The sequence below is a fragment of the Rhodococcus sp. T2V genome, from assembly GCF_029269925.1.
GTDB classification, from domain to species: domain Bacteria; phylum Actinomycetota; class Actinomycetes; order Mycobacteriales; family Mycobacteriaceae; genus Rhodococcus_F; species Rhodococcus_F koreensis.
The window spans coordinates 120,332-137,658 of the sequence record NZ_JARJBD010000012.1; the positions used below are offsets into that span (position 1 = coordinate 120,332).

General features: G+C 64.6%; 18 protein-coding genes and 1 pseudogene. 7 read left to right on the plus strand and 12 right to left on the minus strand.

All coding sequences use genetic code 11. The annotated features are described in order from the left end of the window. The 3 genes from P3H15_RS13315 to P3H15_RS13325 form a co-directional block, all read right to left on the minus strand. Complete coding sequence (locus tag P3H15_RS13315) at positions 1–777, minus strand: ABC transporter permease (protein ID WP_276137708.1); 777 nt, start codon at positions 775–777, stop codon at positions 1–3. 141 nt (positions 778–918) lie between these two features. Then, positions 919–1,713: an ABC transporter permease gene (locus P3H15_RS13320; RefSeq protein WP_276137668.1), complete on the minus strand. Its 795-nt coding sequence runs from the start codon at positions 1,711–1,713 to the stop codon at positions 919–921. A 49-nt stretch (positions 1,714–1,762) separates the two neighbouring features. Beyond that, the gene (locus tag P3H15_RS13325; RefSeq protein ID WP_276137669.1) at positions 1,763–2,869 is read right to left on the minus strand and encodes an NAD(P)-dependent alcohol dehydrogenase; all 1,107 of its coding nucleotides are present in this window, start codon (positions 2,867–2,869) and stop codon (positions 1,763–1,765) included. A 224-nt stretch (positions 2,870–3,093) separates the two neighbouring features. Between P3H15_RS13325 and P3H15_RS13330 the strand changes: the two are divergent. After that, a pseudogene (locus P3H15_RS13330) lies at positions 3,094–3,545 on the plus strand (NlpC/P60 family protein); the annotation flags it as partial. Here P3H15_RS13330 and P3H15_RS13335 read toward each other — a convergent pair. From P3H15_RS13335 to P3H15_RS13365, 7 genes are all read right to left on the minus strand, one after another. Beyond that, the gene (locus P3H15_RS13335) at positions 3,516–3,941 is read right to left on the minus strand and encodes a DUF2834 domain-containing protein (protein WP_276137670.1); all 426 of its coding nucleotides are present in this window, start codon (positions 3,939–3,941) and stop codon (positions 3,516–3,518) included. The pseudogene P3H15_RS13330 and the gene P3H15_RS13335 sit on opposite strands and share 30 nt — an antisense overlap. A 4-nt stretch (positions 3,942–3,945) precedes the next feature. Continuing rightward, positions 3,946–4,263, minus strand: a complete 318-nt coding sequence (locus tag P3H15_RS13340) for a 2Fe-2S iron-sulfur cluster-binding protein (RefSeq protein ID WP_276137671.1) — start codon at positions 4,261–4,263, stop codon at positions 3,946–3,948. A 69-nt stretch (positions 4,264–4,332) separates the two neighbouring features. Continuing rightward, on the minus strand, positions 4,333–5,655 hold the full coding sequence (locus tag P3H15_RS13345) for a cytochrome P450 (protein ID WP_276137672.1): 1,323 nt from the start codon (positions 5,653–5,655) through the stop codon (positions 4,333–4,335). Positions 5,656–5,808: 153 nt separating this feature from the next. Next, positions 5,809–6,606 (minus strand): SDR family NAD(P)-dependent oxidoreductase, encoded by a 798-nt coding sequence (locus P3H15_RS13350; RefSeq protein ID WP_276137673.1) that lies wholly within the window; start codon positions 6,604–6,606, stop codon positions 5,809–5,811. Positions 6,607–6,630: 24 nt separating this feature from the next. After that, on the minus strand, positions 6,631–7,785 hold the full coding sequence (locus P3H15_RS13355; protein WP_276137674.1) for an acyl-CoA dehydrogenase family protein: 1,155 nt from the start codon (positions 7,783–7,785) through the stop codon (positions 6,631–6,633). Between the two features lie 223 nt (positions 7,786–8,008). Then, on the minus strand, positions 8,009–8,539 hold the full coding sequence (locus P3H15_RS13360; RefSeq protein WP_276137675.1) for a MarR family winged helix-turn-helix transcriptional regulator: 531 nt from the start codon (positions 8,537–8,539) through the stop codon (positions 8,009–8,011). Between the two features lie 54 nt (positions 8,540–8,593). Continuing rightward, on the minus strand, positions 8,594–9,574 hold the full coding sequence (locus P3H15_RS13365) for a zinc-binding dehydrogenase (RefSeq protein ID WP_276137676.1): 981 nt from the start codon (positions 9,572–9,574) through the stop codon (positions 8,594–8,596). A 45-nt stretch (positions 9,575–9,619) separates the two neighbouring features. On the opposite strand from P3H15_RS13365, the gene P3H15_RS13370 reads away from it, so the two are divergent. From P3H15_RS13370 to P3H15_RS13390, 5 genes are all read left to right on the plus strand, one after another. Then, the gene (locus tag P3H15_RS13370; RefSeq protein ID WP_276137677.1) at positions 9,620–10,843 is read left to right on the plus strand and encodes a lipase family protein; all 1,224 of its coding nucleotides are present in this window, start codon (positions 9,620–9,622) and stop codon (positions 10,841–10,843) included. Between the two features lie 456 nt (positions 10,844–11,299). Then, entirely contained in the window at positions 11,300–12,232 is a 933-nt protein-coding gene (locus P3H15_RS13375) for a hypothetical protein (RefSeq protein ID WP_276137678.1), read from the plus strand. Positions 12,233–12,315: 83 nt separating this feature from the next. Next, a complete protein-coding gene (locus tag P3H15_RS13380) occupies positions 12,316–13,467 on the plus strand; it encodes an NAD(P)-dependent alcohol dehydrogenase (RefSeq protein WP_276137679.1) in 1,152 nt (383 codons plus the stop codon). A 137-nt stretch (positions 13,468–13,604) separates the two neighbouring features. Beyond that, the gene (locus P3H15_RS13385) at positions 13,605–14,636 is read left to right on the plus strand and encodes a phosphotransferase family protein (RefSeq protein ID WP_276137680.1); all 1,032 of its coding nucleotides are present in this window, start codon (positions 13,605–13,607) and stop codon (positions 14,634–14,636) included. A 20-nt stretch (positions 14,637–14,656) separates the two neighbouring features. Beyond that, positions 14,657–15,142, plus strand: coding sequence for a hypothetical protein (locus tag P3H15_RS13390; protein WP_276137681.1), 486 nt, complete (start codon positions 14,657–14,659; stop codon positions 15,140–15,142). A gap of 147 nt (positions 15,143–15,289) precedes the next feature. On the opposite strand, the gene P3H15_RS13395 is transcribed toward P3H15_RS13390, so the two are convergent. Together P3H15_RS13395 and P3H15_RS13400 are read right to left on the minus strand one after the other, a co-directional pair. Beyond that, positions 15,290–16,165, minus strand: coding sequence for a helix-turn-helix transcriptional regulator (locus tag P3H15_RS13395; RefSeq protein WP_276137682.1), 876 nt, complete (start codon positions 16,163–16,165; stop codon positions 15,290–15,292). A 10-nt stretch (positions 16,166–16,175) separates the two neighbouring features. Continuing rightward, complete coding sequence (locus tag P3H15_RS13400) at positions 16,176–16,661, minus strand: helix-turn-helix transcriptional regulator (protein WP_276137683.1); 486 nt, start codon at positions 16,659–16,661, stop codon at positions 16,176–16,178. Positions 16,662–17,066: 405 nt separating this feature from the next. On the opposite strand from P3H15_RS13400, the gene P3H15_RS13405 reads away from it, so the two are divergent. Further along, positions 17,067–17,288, plus strand: a complete 222-nt coding sequence (locus tag P3H15_RS13405; RefSeq protein ID WP_276137684.1) for a hypothetical protein — start codon at positions 17,067–17,069, stop codon at positions 17,286–17,288. Positions 17,289–17,327 lie beyond the last annotated feature (39 nt).

A 17,327-nucleotide genomic window follows, 5' to 3' on the forward strand; every position in this document is an offset into this window, starting at 1 on the left:
TCAGCCCGACACTTTCACGGCGCCCGCGGAGCCACCGTAGACGGCGATTCCGATGAGAAGGTCGATGACCATGATCGAGATCAGGGACGTGCGTACCGCACGTCCGACCGCGACACCGACTCCCGCCGGCCCGCCCTTCGCGTTGTAGCCGTGGTAGCAGTGCACACACATCACCACCACCGACATCGCGAGCACCTTCACCATCGACCACGCGACATCACTCGGCACGAGGAAGACGTTGAAATAGTGCTGGTACGTTCCGCTCGCCTCACCGAGATATTCGGTGACCAATTGCGTGGCGACGTACCCGACGAACAACGCCACGGCATACAGCGGAATCACCGCGATGACCCCGGCGGTGACGCGAGTGGTCACCAGATAGGGGAGCGACGGGATCGACATGGTCTCCATCGCGTCGATCTCCTCGCTCACCCGCATCGCACCGAGTTGAGCGGTGAAACCCGCACCGACCGTCGCGGTCAGCGCGATGCCGGCGATGACGGGAATCGCCTCGCGGGTATTGAAGAATGCCGAGATGAATCCGGACAGCGCACCGATTCCGATGCGGCCCATCGACGTCGCTCCCTGCTGGCCCACCTCGTATCCGACCGCAGTGGTGAGAAGAGAGATGACCACCAGGGTTCCCCCGATCACCGCAAGGGCGCCGGTACCCATGCTGACCTCGGCGAGCAGTCGGATCGTCTCCTTGCGGTAACGCCGAACCGTGTGCGGGATGGAGGTGACGGCGTGGCTGTAGAAGTGGAGCTGCCTGCCCATCTCCTCCAGATGACCAACCGGTGCACCGACCGCGCGGAGCGCGAGCCAGGCAACGTCCGGTCTCGCCGGGGTGGTCCGAGTAGCTTTCGACACAGAATTCTCCCGTTGACAGCCGACTGTGCGGCTAGGTGTTGAGCGCTGTCAGTGCAGCGCAAGAGTGGTGATAACCGAGTTCGCGAGGAAGAGCAGCAGGAAGCTGAATACGACGGTCTGGTTCACGGCGTCTCCCACTCCCTTGGGTCCGCCCTTCGCGTTGAGTCCCAGATGACACGCGACGAGACCGGCAAGCATGCCGAACACCGCCGCTTTCACCTCACTGACAAGGAAATCGGGCAGTCCCGTGAGGATCGAGATGGCCGTGACGTATTGCCCCGGCGACGCACCCTGCATGTAGACCGTCGCGAAGTAACCGCCCACCAACCCAACGGCAGACACCAGACCGTTGAGGAACATTCCGATGAGAGTCGACGCCAGCACCCTCGGCACACACAAACGCTGAATCGGGTCGATTCCCAACACCTTCATCGCGTCGATTTCCTCGCGAATCGTGCGCGATCCCAGATCGGCGCAGATCGCGGTCGAACCGGCGCCGGCAACCACGAGAACGGTGACCACCGGACCGATTTCCCGGATGATCGCGACACCGGCGCCGGCCCCGCTGAGGTCGACGGCACCGATCTCGGCCAGCAGAATATTGATCTGGTAGACGAACATCATGCAGAAGGGAATCGCCATCAGCAGCGCCGGCATGATCGACACACCCGCAATGAACCATGCCTGCTGAACGAACTCGCGAGCGTGGAAGGGGCGCTTGAACATGCATCGGAACGTCTCCATCGACGTCGCGTAGAACGCGCCCACCGCAGTGGGCGCGACCTGAATGCCCTTCTTGACAGTGCTCGCCCTCGACGGGCGGGCTTCCAGACCTACTGACATCGAACGGCCTTCCTCACTGTTTCCGGAGTATCCGATACGGCGGAGTCGGTCATCGTTCGTGGACGAGGACGACCTTCACCGCTTCGCCCCGATGCTGCACGGCCACAGCTTCGTTGATCTGTGAGAACGGCATTGTCGTAATCAACTTGTCGAACGGGAACCTGCCCTGACGGTGCAGATCGAGAAGGTACGGAATGAACGTGTCGGGGTCGGCATCCCCCTCGACGATGCCGCGGATCGTCAGACCGAACAGCTGCGTCGACATCATGCCGATCGGGATTGTGGCGGTCGGGTCGGCGGGGACCCCGATCAGGCCGAGCGTGCCCCGGACACCCAGTGACTGCAGGATCTGGTCCAGCACGGGCAAGAGGGCCGTCGTGTCGATCGCGTAGTCGACGCCGTCGGGCACCACTGCCCGAATCTGTTCGGAGAGGTCACCGTCCGCAGGATCGACCACGTGGGTCGCGCCGAGAGACAGCGCGAGCTCGCGCCGCGACTCGTGAGGTTCGACGACGATGATCACGCAGACCTCGCGGACCACGGCGGCAAGCACGGCCGCCAGGCCAACCGAACCCGCGCCGACGACGACCAGTGAAGATCCTGGAGCGGCGTCGAGAGAATTCAACACCGCGCCTGCGCCGGTCTGGATTCCACAGCCGAGTGGACCGACAAGTTCGAGAGGGGCATCGTCCGCGACCTTCACGACGTTGCGTTCATGAGCGATGGCATGCGTCGCGAGGGAGGACTGGCCGAAGAAGTTGCCGCCGAGCGAGGCGTCCCCCGCGGTGAGTGCCGAACTGCCGTCCGGGCGCACACCACCGAAGTTGAACGCCATGAAATTGTGGCAGTACGCAGGCTCGCCCTTCCCACAGTGGGCACACTGGCCGCAACTGTTGAAGCTGATCGCGACCTTGTCGCCTGCAGCGACCTTGGTGACTCCGGATCCGACCCTCACGACCGTCCCGCTACCTTCGTGGCCGACGACGCCCGGAAGGGGGAACGGGAGATGGCCCTCCTTGACGGCCAGATCGGTGTGGCAGAGACCGACGCCGGCGATCTCGACGAGGACTTCGTGTTCCGTGGGTTCGCTCAGAGACACGGTCTCGATGGCGAAGTCGCCCGCGACTTCGTGGACTACGGCGGCGGTGATCTGCACGACTGCTCCTCATTTCAGGTATTCGCCCGAGGACGGGCATCACTTGCGTAGGTGCGATGTTAGGTAGGTCACAAGCTGTGGAAACAGGGATGAGCGGCAAGTTCGCTCCAATCTCCCCCCTTTCACCCCCGATGGGACTACGGCACCCGAGAGGTCCTGTCTTCCTGTGAAACTTCTCCACGTGGAGTCGAGACTCGTGTGCAGGAGGCGACGTACGGGCGGCAGTCTCCGCGCCCGTTCTCGCAGCGCTGTATTCCGTCGAGAACGGATGTACAGCCAGATCGGTGAATGGAAGGCCGAGGGGCTCGTATCCGGCGATACCCTTGACCTGACTCTCGCCGGATACAACGCAGGTATAGGAGCGGTACGCCAATTCGGGGAATGCCCAGAGGGACCGACGACTACGAGAACCGGACCCGGCCGTGCGTCGCGAAGGTCCGTGAGTTGGCGGAGCGGTTCGCGTCGGTTCTGCACGGACACCCAATGGAACGTCGGTGTCGAGGTCCCGCTGCACGACGCGAGGCCGGGCGATCTGCTGTTCGGCAACTGGGGCTCGGGACGGCCCGGCCACGTCGCGATCTGTCTGGGAAACCGCCAGATGGTGCACGCGCCGACGACAGGCGACGTCGTTCGGATCGGTCGGTTGCTAGCCGCGCCCGACAGGGGACGCCGGGTTCTCCGGTGTCTTCGCGTCGGGTCGACCGCTGGCCGCGCGCGCCAGGAAGCGCTCTCGTGCAACGAGATAGAACGGAAAGGCCATGGAGACGCCGATGTAGGACAAGAGCACGAAGACCACGCCCCACTTCCGGCCCATGCCGATCCGTGCGGTGTCCGTGAGCACCCAGACGATGAAGACCGTCCAGGCGATCAGCATGTCGATGCTCAGGAACGCGGCGGTGCCGCCCGGCTCGATACCGTCTCCGAAGAATTCGACCGGGTTGAGGATGTTTCCGCCGTCGCCGATCCAGTCGAACGCGAATGGCCAGGTCAGGAATAGCGCAGCGATCCCGGCGACGACGTAGAAGGCGTGGCGCGCATTCATTGCGGTATTTCCGCGCATTTGCGTGGTCACGACGTCACCTGCTGTCTGCGACGCGAACGTGGATCTCGGCCTCGCCGTCAGCGACGACGAGCTGGCAGGACAGGCGAGAATCGTCGTCCGCGGCGTCCAGATAGGCGATCAGATCCGTCTCCTCGTCCGTCGGTTCGGCGAAGAAGCGGGTGTACTGCTTCGGGAGGTGGACGTGACACGTAGCGCAGGCGCAACTGCCGCCGCATTCGGCAACGATGCCGGGGAGGTTGTTGCGGAGCGCTGCGTTCATGAGCGTTTCACCGGGTTCGACATCGACGTGCTCCGTCGACCCGTCCGGCAGGTGATAGGTAACTTTCGTCATGCGCTGAGGGCACTTTCTCACTCGAAGGTGGTGCGCCGAGTGTCATCTTCGTCTCGGCGCACCACCTGGTCAGGCGAACGTCAGGTGGACGGGGAGGTGCCGCAATCCGCCGACGAAGTTGGTCTGGATCATCTTGGGTTCGCCGGTCACCTCGACGCGACGAAGCTTGGGCAGCAGTTCCTCGAGCATGACCTTCATTTCGAGCTTGGCGAGATGCTGGCCGATGCACATGTGCGGTCCGTAGCCGAACGCGATCTGCTTGTTCGGACGCCGGTCGATGTCGAAGGTGTCCGGGTTGTCGAACACGTCGGCGTCGCGGTTACCGGATTGGAACAGCAGCATCAGTCGGTCGCCGGCCTTGATCGAACTCCCACGGAGTTCGTAATCGGTGAGTGCGACTCGGGTGAACTGTTTCACCGGAGACACGATCCGCAACGCTTCGTTCACCAGGTGGGGAACCAGATCGAGGTCGCCCTGCACTCGCTCGAGGATGTCGGGACGTGCGGCCAACTGCTGCAGGCAACCAGCAAGGGTGCTCGCCGTGGTGTCGTGGCCGGCGGTGGCGATGGCGACGAACCACCCGTAGGCGAACGTCTTGGGGAAGTACTCGCCGTCGGCATCCTTCGCGACCGCGATGAGAGTCGCCAGATCGTCGCGTGGTTCTGCTCGCCTGCTTTCGACGAGAACATCGAAGTAGGCGTAGAAGTCGGAGATCGCCGCTGCCCACTGCTGTGCGGCGGCATCGGGAGACAGGCTCTCGATGTCCTCACGTGTCGCATCCGGGTCGGCGACCCCGAACAGGTCCTGTGTCAGTGCCATCATGCGCGGCTCGTCTTCGACCGGCACACCGAACAGCGACATGATGACGTGCAGCGGGAAGAACACCGCGAATTCCTGTACGGCGTCGAGGTCCTGACTCCCGGATACGAGCCGATCGACGGATTCCTTCGCCGTCTCGCGGATGCGTTCCTCCCATTTCTTGAGGTTGGCCGGCCGGAACCAGTCGAACGCAACATCCTTGACGGTGGAGTGCTCCGGGGGATCGAGGTAGGGCAACGCGTCCAGGATGCGAAGACTTCCGCCGGTGAGTTTCTTCGTGAACTCGTCGCCGGCCTGGTTGGCGAGAATGGGGTTGTGCGAGCCCTTGTCCTCGCCGCCGCCGGCGCTGAAGATCTGTGGCTGCCGCTCGATCTCCATCAGATCGGCGTGCTTGCTGACCAGCCAGAGAGGGTCGTACCCCTCCACGCGTGCTTGCCCGAGTGGCCGGTTCTCGCGCAACCATCGGTACGCCTCGTACAGTTTCGCGTCGTCGGTGTGTCCCTCGGCGAGAACGATCTGCCGTGCTATCTCATCGGGAATTGTTGTGGTGTTGGCGGATTCGACCGTCGTCATGATCAACCTGCTCTCTGGTGTGGGCTGAACAGCGCCGGGACGTATCGGCGCTGTCGCGCGGTGTCCGTTCATGCTGTGACTCGAGTCTCATGCATGAACGGCACCCATGCGTCACCCAGATGAGGGGTTTCGCCCCCGATTCGGAGGCAGTTCTCAGGCCGCCGAGATTCCCCCGTTGACGCTGATCGCCTGTCCGGTCAGCCGGCGGGCGGCGGGGGACGCGAGGAAGACGGCGAGCGCAGCGAGGTCTTCGGATTCGGGTACGCCGAGGTGAGCCTGCTGTGCCGCCTTGGCGAACAGTTTGGCACTGAACCCGTCGGAGGTGATGCGTTCGGTCGACGCGGTGCCGTTGACCAGCGACGGCGTCAGGACGTTCACGCGGATTCCGCTGCGCTTGGCTTCGATGGCCAGCGTGCGGGTGAACATGACGATCGCCGCCTTCGCTGCCCCGATCACGGATTCGCCCGGCGTAGCGGTCTTGCCCGCATCCGAGGCGAGATTGATGATCACTCCGCCCTTCCTCGCCGTCATGTGCGGGACGATCTCGCTCGCGAGATACATGCACGGGAGCGCGAGTTGGTTGAAGATGCGCGCGATGTCGTCGGTGGGAATGTTCGCGAACAGTTCCGGCCGGACGTCGGCGGCTGTCGTGGATACCAGGATGTCGACGCCGCCCAGAATCCGCTCGGCTTCGGACGCGATATGGGCGGCGCCGTCGGCGGTGGTCGCGTCGGCGGAAAGGAAGGACACCTCACACGTCGAGTTGACGGACGAGATGCGTTCGACGGCAGTGTGTCCTCGTTCCGTGCCGCGCCCGACGACCATGATGCGCGGTGCGCCGGCGTGAGCGAGGCCGACGGCGGTCGCGAGCCCGATCCCGGCCGTGCCACCGACGATCAGCCCGCTGCTGTCCTTCAGTTCTTTTGGCGGTGAGATTTCATGCGTTCCCATGGTGAGCTCCTTCAGGGTGGTGGGTCAGAGAGATACGGTGCCGCGGGCGAAGATGTCCTTCGCGATGATGCGTTTCTGGATCTCGGCTGTGCCGTCCGCGACGAGGTACGCGGTGACGTCGCGGTAGCGTTGCTGCAGAGGAGATTCGGTCGAGTACCCGAGGTTTCCGTGTACGCGCATGGCGAACTCGATCGCGTTCTTGGCCACGACGGGAGGCCACCACTTGCTCATCGACGCCAGGGCGGTGTGCGGCTGGGCTGTTTCCCGGAGCCACAGCGCCCGGTAGCAGATCCAGCGAGCGCCTTCCAGATAAGTGGCGTGCTCGGCGAATTGGAACGCGAGTCCCTGGTGCTCGGACAGCGGCTGCCCGAACGTCTCCCGTTGCTGCGCGTACGCGGCGGCTTCCTCCAGGCTCTGTTTCGCGGCGCCGAGGCACATCAGTCCGAGCGCAGCTCGGCTGAAGTCGAAGTGGTCCATGACCGAGTGAAAGCCCTTGCCGAATTCACCGACGAGATGCGATTCGGGAACGAAGACGTCGGACAGGTGAATGCTTCCCCAGCCCAAGGGCAGGCAGCCCATGCCGGGCATGTGGCTGACGCTGACCCCGTCCGCGTCGAGCGGCACGACGAAGCAACTGACACCCCGGGCACGGCTGGATCCGGGCTCTCGCGCGTAGACAAGTGCCGCAGTGGCATTCATCGCCCAGGAGATGGCCGTCTTCTCGCCGTTGAGGCGCCATCCGCCCTCTACCGCCGTTGCGGTGGTGGTCAGTGCACTCGCATCGGAGCCCGAGCCCGGTTCGGTCAACGCGATGGCGATGGTCTGCTCCCCGTTGATGAGGGGAGGGAGGTAGCGCTCCTGGATCTCGTCTCGGCACAGCGCCAGTTGAGAGGCGACCAACCCGATCTGGACGGGTGCCGATGCCATGTTCACGTCGCCATAGGCGAGGGTCTCGGTGGCGATCCCGAGGAGGACGGGGTCTTCGGCGCCCGTGCCGCCGTACTGTTCGGGCAGGCCGATGCCCAGCAATCCGAGGTCGCCGATCCTCTTCAGAATGTCGAAAGGGAAGTCCGTTGACGCGGCTCGGTCGCGGTAGCCGGGGAGTAGGACTCGGTCGCTGAACGCGGCGAGCGTCTTTCGGAACTCTTCGTGTTCGTCGGTGAATGCGAATGAAACCATCGGAGTGCGCTCCTGTGCGTGACTCGGCTGGGGGATCACGGCGAGGGAGCGTTGTCGTGCGCTGAGAGGCCGGACGGCCCGTTCCTCGTCCCGTGAGAACTATTCTAGGTTTGAATAGTAGGTCGTCAAAGCTAATGGGGCAAGGGGTGTCGGGTAGATGTATTGCGGGGGTATGCGGCGGCCGGGTCCGACACCTCAACCGCGGGAGGGCGTCTGGCGCCTCTCAGTGCCCGGTTTCGACGTCACCGACGGCGCGACGTACCTGTTGCAGTTGTTCGATCAGCGCTTCCAGGGTGTCGGTGTCGACGGGCGCCAGGCCGAAGCGCACTGCGGCGAGGCGATCGTTCGCATCCTCGACCACCTCCAGGCCGGCCGGGGTGAGGGTTGCGAGAACGGTGCGGCGATCCGTCGCGTGGGCTTTGCGTTCGACGAGGCCCGCCTTGACGAGTTGGTCGACCGCCATCGACACGGTGGTGGGGTGGACCATGAGGTACTTGCTCAACTTGCCGAGCGTGCGAGTGCGCTGCTCCGACAGTTGCAATGACGTCAGAATGAGATAGGCGTTGCGCGACAGTCGAAGTGAACGCAGTTCCTGGTCCATGGCGCGCACGATCCACTGGTGCGTGCGGAGCAATGCCATCGTGGTTCCGAACTCCAGATCGGCCGAATCGCGCCGCTGGGACCATTCGGCTCGCATCCAGTCGACCACGTCGTGGCGCTCGTCGTCGGCCGGCGTCGGGAGTTCACTCGCCACTGGGCGTCCTCTCGTCGTCACCGAACCGCGTCGAGGTAGATCATAGAACCGCGGTCAGCCGTGCGAGAGAATCACCTTCCCGAACCCGCTTCCCTGTTCGAGATGCTTGTGTGCGGCGGCTGCTTCGGTGAGGGGGAAGATCGCGCTGATGGGTACGGGCGGGACGGCTTCGGTGTCCAGCAGTGTCAGTAGCCCCGCGAAGTCCCGGGGACTGCCCATCGTGGTCCCGATCAGTTCGTACTGACCGAAGTAGAAGGGCCGGACGTCGAGGGTGGCGAGCTCGCTGCGTGACGCGCCCAGCACGACCAGGCGGCCACCCGGCCGCAGTGCGGCGATGGACTGCTCCCACGTCCCCACCGAATCCAGGACGAGGTCGAATCCCCGACCGTCCGGGGTGAGCCGGCGAGCCTCGTCCGGCCACTCGGGGTCGGTGTAGAGCACGCCGTTCGCGGCGCCGAGTTCCTGTGCCTGCGCGATCTTGGCCGCCGTGGAGGACGTGACGGTGACGTTCGCTCCTACTGCGGAAGCCAGCATGACGGCCATGGTCGCGACGCCGCCGCCTGCACCCAGGACGAGCACGTTCTCGCCGGCGCGGAGGCGGCCACGCGTGAACAGGGCGCGGTAGGTGGTGAGTCCGACGAGGGGCAGTGCGGCGGCCTGCTCCCAGCTGAGCCCGCGTGGTTTGGGTGCGACGCAGTCTGCGGGAACGCGCACCAGCTCGGCATAGGTGCCTCGGTGGTGATCGCCGAGGATCTCCCACTGTGCGCTCGGCGCGGCGTCGCGATCGCCCCACCACAGCGACGGGAGGACGAGAACGTCCTCGCCCGTGTCGGTGCGAATACCTGCGCCGTCGGCGCCGAGTACGTGCGGCAGCGGTGACGAATACCTGCCCTGGCGGACGAGGACGTCGTGCCAGTTGAGCGCGGCCGCCTTCAGGCGGACGGTGACCCAACCCGAGCTCGCCACGGGGTCGGAAATCGACTCCACCTTCAAGACATCCGGCTCCCCGAATTCTCGCAACACGACGGCGTCCACAGAAAGTCCTTTCGGTCGTACCATTCGCACGGTAGCATGTTTTCCGTGCGTATTCGGCGGTGGTTGCCCCTTCTGGTCGCGGCGGTGACGGCGGTGAGTGCAGGCCTGGTCGCGGTTGCCGGACCTGCAGTCGCCGAGATCCCGGCGCCGTCCCAGGATGCGTTCTACCAACCTCCTGCCGGCTACGAGACTCAGCCCGACGGGACTATTCTGCGATCACGGCCGGTCTCCGCGACGGCACTGAGTGTGCCGATCCCGGTCGATTCCTGGCAGATGCTGTACAAGTCGCTCGACTCCCACCGAGCAGCGGTGGCGGACGTCGCGACGGTTCTCGTCCCGAGAACACCATGGACGGGTGACGGCCCCCGGCCCCTCGTCTCGTATCAGACCGCGGAAGACAGTCTCGGATCTCGGTGCGCACCGTCCTACGCGCTGACGGCGGGGCTCGGAGCCGCGACGTCGAACGCCGCATCGGAGTCCCTGATGATCGCGTATCTGCTGTCTCGTGGTTGGGCGGTCGTCACCGCCGACTACGAAGGACCGGAATCCGAGTTCCTCGCCGGACCACAGGCCGGCTACGCGGTTCTCGACGGAATCCGCGCTGCCCTGCAGTTCGGGCCGAGTGGACTGAGCCCGCATGTGCCGACCGGCCTCTGGGGGTATTCGGGTGGCGCGTTCGCCACGGCCTGGGCCGCGCACCTCCATCAGGCCCATGCTCCCGAGCTGGGACTGGACGCAATAGCGTTGGGCGGGTTGCCGGCAGACCTCGAGGCGACCATGCGGAACGTCGACGGCGGGTACGGTTTCGGCCTCACCTTCGGTGGCGTGACCGGCATCGATCGCGCGTATCCCGAGATGCGGCTGAGTGAGCTGTTCACCGCGGACGGCCAGGCGGCCATGCAGGCGAGCAGCGCGGCATGCACCGTAGATCTGATCGCGACGTACGCGTTCCGATCGCTGCGCGACTACACCGTCGACCCTCGTCCCTTCGACATTCCGGCATTGCGAGACGCGCTCGCGGAGAACAGTCCGGCCCCGGGCACTGCCGGTGCGCCGATCTACAGCTATCACGCGGACGGGGACGAATTGGTGCCCGTCGCGGTCCACGACGACTTCGTTCGACGGTCCTGTGCCGCGGGCAGCCCAGTACAGGTGGTGCGGTATCCCGGCGGGAGTCACAACACCACCTTGGTCTCCGGCGCGCCGGGGGCGATCGACTTCCTCGCAGCATGTTTCGCCGAACAGGCGCCCGTCGACGACTGCGGGTGACGTCCGCCGGTGCGCGGCGCGAAATGCGAAAGTTGTCGGGCGAGGTCCGCGTAGGTCTGTGCGATCGCGTCGAGATCCCACGCGTGGGCCGACTTGGTCGGACAAGCCGATCCTGTGTACCGCCCCGGGAACATTCAACACATCCTTGGGAAGAGTTCGATGCTTGTCTCACGACCGATCTGTCGAATGTGGGTTTCGACGACTGACTGACGTTCGCGCGCTCGGTAAGTACCGACGGCCGTCGGAATCCCTCACTCGCCTCACCCTCACGGATGTATCACGGAACCTTCTGGGGTATTTCGCCCCGTCTTCGTAGCGTAGGTCACATTGCGCTGCCTACGGTCGTCCTTACTCGACGAGAACCCGATGACCGGAGGAGCTGCTGTGATTACCGCTGCCGATGTGGATTACCACCCAAGTGAGCCGACGGCCCACACGTGGGCTGAAACGCAAGTCTTGGTCTTTTCAGTTCCGGAAGCCGGAATTCTGGGCAATGCCTACGTGCTGTCCCGGCCGAATGTCGGTGCCACGATTTCCTCGGTGGTCGTGCACTCCGGGTTCTGCACCCACCCGCATCAGATCGACTTCACCGACCCTCAGATGCATGTTCCGGCTCCGAAGACGTTCTCCAAATTCACCCTGGAGAGCGGCTTGAGTCTCGAGGCAACCAACGCCCCCCGTGACTTCCGCGTGTCGTATGAGCACGCACTCGGAGCTTGCCGTTTCGACCTCGAGTTCAGAGGGCTACACGAACCATTCGACGTTCACGATGCCGCACAGAACCCACTGGTAGCCGGTTCGAAAGGCCCCATCGACACGGGACTCGGCGATGTGTGGGCGAACGGGCACTACGACATGATCGGGCATGTCACCGGATCACTGGAACTCCGTGGCAAGGAGTATCAGGTCGATTGCTACGACGGCATGGATCGCAGTTGGGGCCCTCGCGCCGAACTCGGCCACAGTGGTGCTGCCTGGATTCATGTGACGCTGGGGCCCGACTTCGGTCTCCACCTGGGGATGGCCCTGGACATCCGCGATGGCGAAGTGGTCTACGACGGTCTGCGGTTCGGCTACGTCGTCGAGGACGGCGAACTATACGGGATCACCGAGGCGACCGTCGAGGCCGCCCGCGTCGACCTGGTCGCGGTGACCAACCACGTCACGGCAGTAGACGTCCGGGGCAAGAAGCACGAGTTCTTCGGAACCGCCGTCGGCGGCGCACCGTGGTACAGCTTCAGCCCCGCATACGTCAGCTGCCAGAGCTTGTTTCGCTACCAGGTCGGTAATCGGGTTGGCTACGCAGAGGCGACGGATGTCCTCGGCCTCGAATTTCTGGGAGAGCGGATGTCTCGTCACGGCCGGTTGCGCGTCGGAACCCGTCCCTGAACCTTGGTCCTCCCGCCGATCCACCCGACTCGATCCGTTGCGGCATCCTGTGCTGCGGACGGTCACGAAAGGCCCCTGTCTCCATGTCTCGTTCCATCACTGCCGCGGTGGTCACCGAACCCGGCGGTCCATTCACACTTCAAGAAGTAGAACTCGCCGACCCCGGGCCTCGGGAAGTTGTGGTCGAAATTCGTGGAATCGGTTTGTGCCATACCGATCTCGCGGCACGCGACGGCATTTTCGGGCTGAAATACCCGATGGTCCTCGGGCACGAGGGCAGCGGCGTCGTCGTGGAGGTCGGCGCGCAGGTGACCACGGTGGAGCCTGGTGACCACGTGGCCCTCTCGTTCGCATCGTGCGGAAGCTGCAGTACGTGCAGCGACGGTCAACCCGCCTACTGTGTCGAGTTCGGCGCGCGCAACTACGGCGCCGGACTGCGTGAGGACGGCACCAGCTCGATCAACCGAAACGGTGCTCAACTCACCGCAGCGTTCTTCGGGCAGTCGTCGTTCGCAACGCATGCGCTGACGTCCGAACACAATGTCGTCAAGGTGGCCGCGGATGTGCCCGTTGAGCTCGTCGGTCCGCTCGGTTGCGGTATCCAGACCGGAGCCGGCGCGGTGTTCAACAGCATGGACTGCAGAGAAGGCGAGTCCCTGCTGGTACTCGGTGCCGGTCCCGTCGGTCTGGCTGCGGTGATGGCGGCCGTCGTACGCAATTGCGCAACGATCATCGTTTCGGACCCCGATCCGCGGCGCCGTTCACTCGCCTCCGACCTCGGCGCAACCGCGACGCTGGATCCCACCGACGGACCACTCATGGAACAGGTCCGTGCTGTCGAAGGCGCCGGAGTGGACTACGCGTTCGACACGACCGGCATCCCCGCAGTGGTGGAGGAGGCACTCGGGGCACTCGCGCCGCTCGGGACCCTCGGCTTGGTAGGGGTGCCCCACGACATGGCGGCCACCCTGTCGCTGCCCATCGTCCCGGCCATGGTGGCCGGCTTGACCGTGCGGGGCATCACCGAGGGTGACAGCGATCCCCGCACCTTCATCCCTTATCTGATCGACCTCTATCAAGCAGGCCAATTCCCATTCGACCGACTCATCGCGACGTTTCCGTTCGCCGACATCGAGTCCGCTGTCCAGGCACAGCAGCGTGGTGACGTGGCGAAGGTGGTCCTGCTGCACAACGGATCGGCGGCCACGCCGTCGACCTACGAGACAGGAGCATGACCATGGTGGCAACAACAGACTCTGGCCGTTCCACCGGACGGGTGGAGCCCACGATCGACTCCGTGCTGCGTCGAAAGATGGAACGGCGGGGGACGGTAACTCACGAGCAGCCCGTCATTGACGCAGTGTCGGCGAGGTTGCACGAATTTCTCTCCCGCCGGATCGATGGCGACTTCCGGATCGACGGCATCGCCCGACTCGCCGGGGGTGCATCGAAGGAACAGTTCGTCTTCGGCCTGGACTGGGAACAGAACGGGCGGCGGGTGCAGGACCGGATGGTGTTGCGCATGGATCCGCCGGGGTCGATGGTGGAAACACCGCGGCTTCGGGAGTTCGAGGTTCTGCACATGCTCGACGGTGTCATCCCCGTGCCCCGGGCGTACTGGGCTACTGATGATGCGACCGAGCTCGGAGCCCCATCGATGATCTGCGGCTATGTTCCGGGATCCGCTAGTGCGGCCGGTGCGTTGAAGACGGCCTCCGGGCTCGGGACGGTCTACGGGGCGCGATTGCGCCCGGTCCTGGGACCTCAGTTCGTTCGGCATCTGGCCCAACTGCATCGGTTCGACTGGAGCGACCACGATCTTCCGTCCTTCGAGCGTCCACGAGTCGGGTCGACCGACGCAATCGATTGGCGATTGGCGGCGACCGATCGTGCGTGGCGAGAAGACGCATTCGAGGCACATCCGGTGATCGCTCTGACCCAGCAGTGGCTGTGGGATCGACGGCCGGCCGTCGATCACGTCTCGGTGGTTCATGGTGACTACCGAAATGGCAACTTCCTCTTCGACGAGGACTCCGGCGAGATCACCGCGCTGCTGGACTGGGAACTCACCTATCTCGGTGACCGCCATCATGATTTGGCCTACGCGATGATGGAGGGGTGGGGTGAGCACGATCCGGCGACGGGACAGTTCTACTGTTCGGCGTTGGTGACCCCGGACGAGATGATCGCCGAGTACGAGCAGATTTCCGGTCTGTCGGTGGATTCCGAACGACTGGAGTACTACACGGTCGTCAACATGTACTGGGCCGCGGTTGCTTTGATCGGCACCGGGCCGAGAAACGCGGCCGAGCGCCTGACCCACCTGGATGCGATGCAAACGTTCCTCGGCGGGCTCGGCGCGTTCTATCTCGATCAGTTGCTGACCATCGTCGGCAAGGACTAGGAGCTCCCATGATTCCTACTGTGGCACAGCAGATCGGCGCTGTCAGAACCACGATCGCAAAGACGGTGCTGCCCGCGCTCGATCCGAACGACTCGTTCGCCGCGGAGCAGGCCGGACTCGTGCTTGCTTGCCTGGACTGGGTGCTGGATGTGCACCAGTTCGAGTACCCGTACGAGCGGGCAGAGCATACAGAAAATCGGAACACACTCAGTGCCTTGGCCGATATGGATCCGCAGATCGCCGATCAGGTCCAGGAATTGCTCATCGAGACAGCTTCCTCTCCGTCTGATCTGGCTCATATGCGGGCGCAGGTGCGCCGACTGAAAGAGGCAGTCGCGCGAAGCTATCAGGTACTCGCTGCCGCCGGATCGCCCCTCGCGGCCGCGGCACGCCGCACACTGGCTGACGCTGCCGCGCAACAGGTGGCGCGGGAGCTTGCGTGGTGCCGGATGACGGGCTTCCCCCGCGGTGAGGTGCCGAATATTTCCGAAGTGGTCGCGACCTGAGCACGTCGCCGGCGGCAGAGTCGATGGGACCGTCTACTTGACGAAAGCGGCGGATCCGGCCTGATCGGTCGGATCCGCCGACTTCCCACTGCGGCGCCCATCCCCGGTGGAGGTGGCGGTCGGGTAGGGCAAGTGATGGGGCGCGGATTACTGTTCTCGAACCGGCGGGTCGGTATCAAAGCGTGCGATGAGTTCGGCCCGGTTGGCGACGCCGCACTTACGCAGAACCTTTTTCACGTGAGAGCGCACTGTCTCCACGGAGACGACCAGATCGGTCGCAATCGCAGCGTTCGAGGAACCGGTCAGCATCAACTCGAGGATCTCGCGCTCTCGGATGGTCAAGGCCTGGAGGACCCCGGACGAGGGCGGGACCTGGGTAGACGCGAGGGGAGGAGAGGGCATCTCGGGTGCTGAATTGTCACGGCCCCAAAGCATGTGGAGGAGATCGCGCTGACGGTGGCGCCGCCGGTCCAGGGCAGCGCACTCGAAGGCAGTGCCGACCAGTCCCGCGTAGGAGATCAGGGCATCGACGACCGGGACAGCGAGCGTTGCCCCGACGCGGATTACGGCCGCGGGTCTGCCGTCGATGTCGACGCGAAACACCATGGACTCCGCGCGAGTAAATACCGCGGGGATACCGACAGACCCCGGACCGGCGAACGCGGATGGAAGTCGGAAGGGTGCGGGAAGCGGGAGACCCGGCGCGGCGCGCAGAGGGGTCGCGTGTAGTCCGTCGAGTTCGGAGAACACTACGTTGTCGCACTCGGCGATACCGGCGGCACCAGGGCAGATCGCGCAGACAACATCCTCGACGGTAGCGGCTCGCTGCAGGATGGTCGCGGCCGAATGGAACGCCCTCGCTACGGTCTCCACACGGTCGAGCTCGGCGGACTGGGTCCGGTCGCGGCGCTCGATCAGTTCGGCGAGCCGGATCCCGGCCTCACGGGGATCGGCCGTAGAACCGGAGGTGAGCTCGGCCAGGATGCGGTCGATCTCGACAGTCATAGCTTCATGGGGTGCCATTCGCTTCTCCTCAGCACCGGCCCCGCCCCTGGCGGTGCGACTTCCTGTACAGCGCGGCTGCTTCGGCGCGGGTGGACACAGCGAGTTTGCGGTAGATCCGTTGAATATGAGACTTCACGGTGCCTTCGGAGACGAACAGTGCCCGCGCGATGTCGGCGGAGGGGGCGCCGTGGGCGACGAACTCGAAGATCTCATGTTCGCGGGCAGTCAGTGCGGTGCAGTGCAGGGCTCGGACCGGGCCGTCCGAGCAATCGGGTCGTTCGGATTCGGTGTCGAGTGCTTCAGCCAGGCTCAGCTGGGTCTGCTCGAGCTCATCGAGCGCGGTCCGCATCGCTGTGATCTCCTCGGCGACCCGCTGGTTGCGGGTCACGATCGCTGATCTGAGTGTCTGGTGCTCCTCGGTCAGCCCGCACACAGTGGCTGCGGCCCGCAAGGTCATCATGTCGGTTTCGTCGACGTCAACGTCATGGTGATCCGCGTGGAGCAGTGCAGTCACACGGCCAGCCGAAACAACCGGCACTGCGAGATAGCCTTGTGGACGGGATAATTCGACGAGCGGACGGTAGGTGTTCCGATAAACGTCGATCGAATCCACAGCGATCGCGCGTCCGCTTCGCATCACCTCCTCCTCACGTGGCGCGGCTCCGGGCGGAAGGGATAGGGTTTCAATCGCTCGGCGTAAGGGGGTGAACGAGTCTCCCAGCTCGGGGTGAATTGCGATCGTGGTCGGCGACCACCCGGAGCTCGAGGCTGGGGAGTACACAGATTTCCGGAAGCCCAAGTCCTGGCACAGTCGATCGGTCACAACGTAGGGGCGCTCGGCCCACGACGCCCCGCGCAGGTGCGCGAGCAGCGACCGGAGCCCGGTGAACTGGGACCTGTGGTGCGCGATTCTTCGTGCTTGGTGCCGTCGCCGGATCGCCTCGAGTTCGGTGAGAAGCTCGGCAGCACTGCGAAGTTCGTGACCGTCACCTCCGGAACGCAGACGCGAGAGAAGGGCCTGGCGGGTCCACTCGAGGGTGAGCGAATCCTCGGCGGCCTGCTCCGTCAGCCGTGCGGCGGCTCGGCTATCGCCGCTCCGGACCGCCAGGTCGAACAAGACGGTGAGCCGGTGATCGTGTGAGTGTGTCATCGAATTTCCTCAGGTCCTGTGCCACGCGCG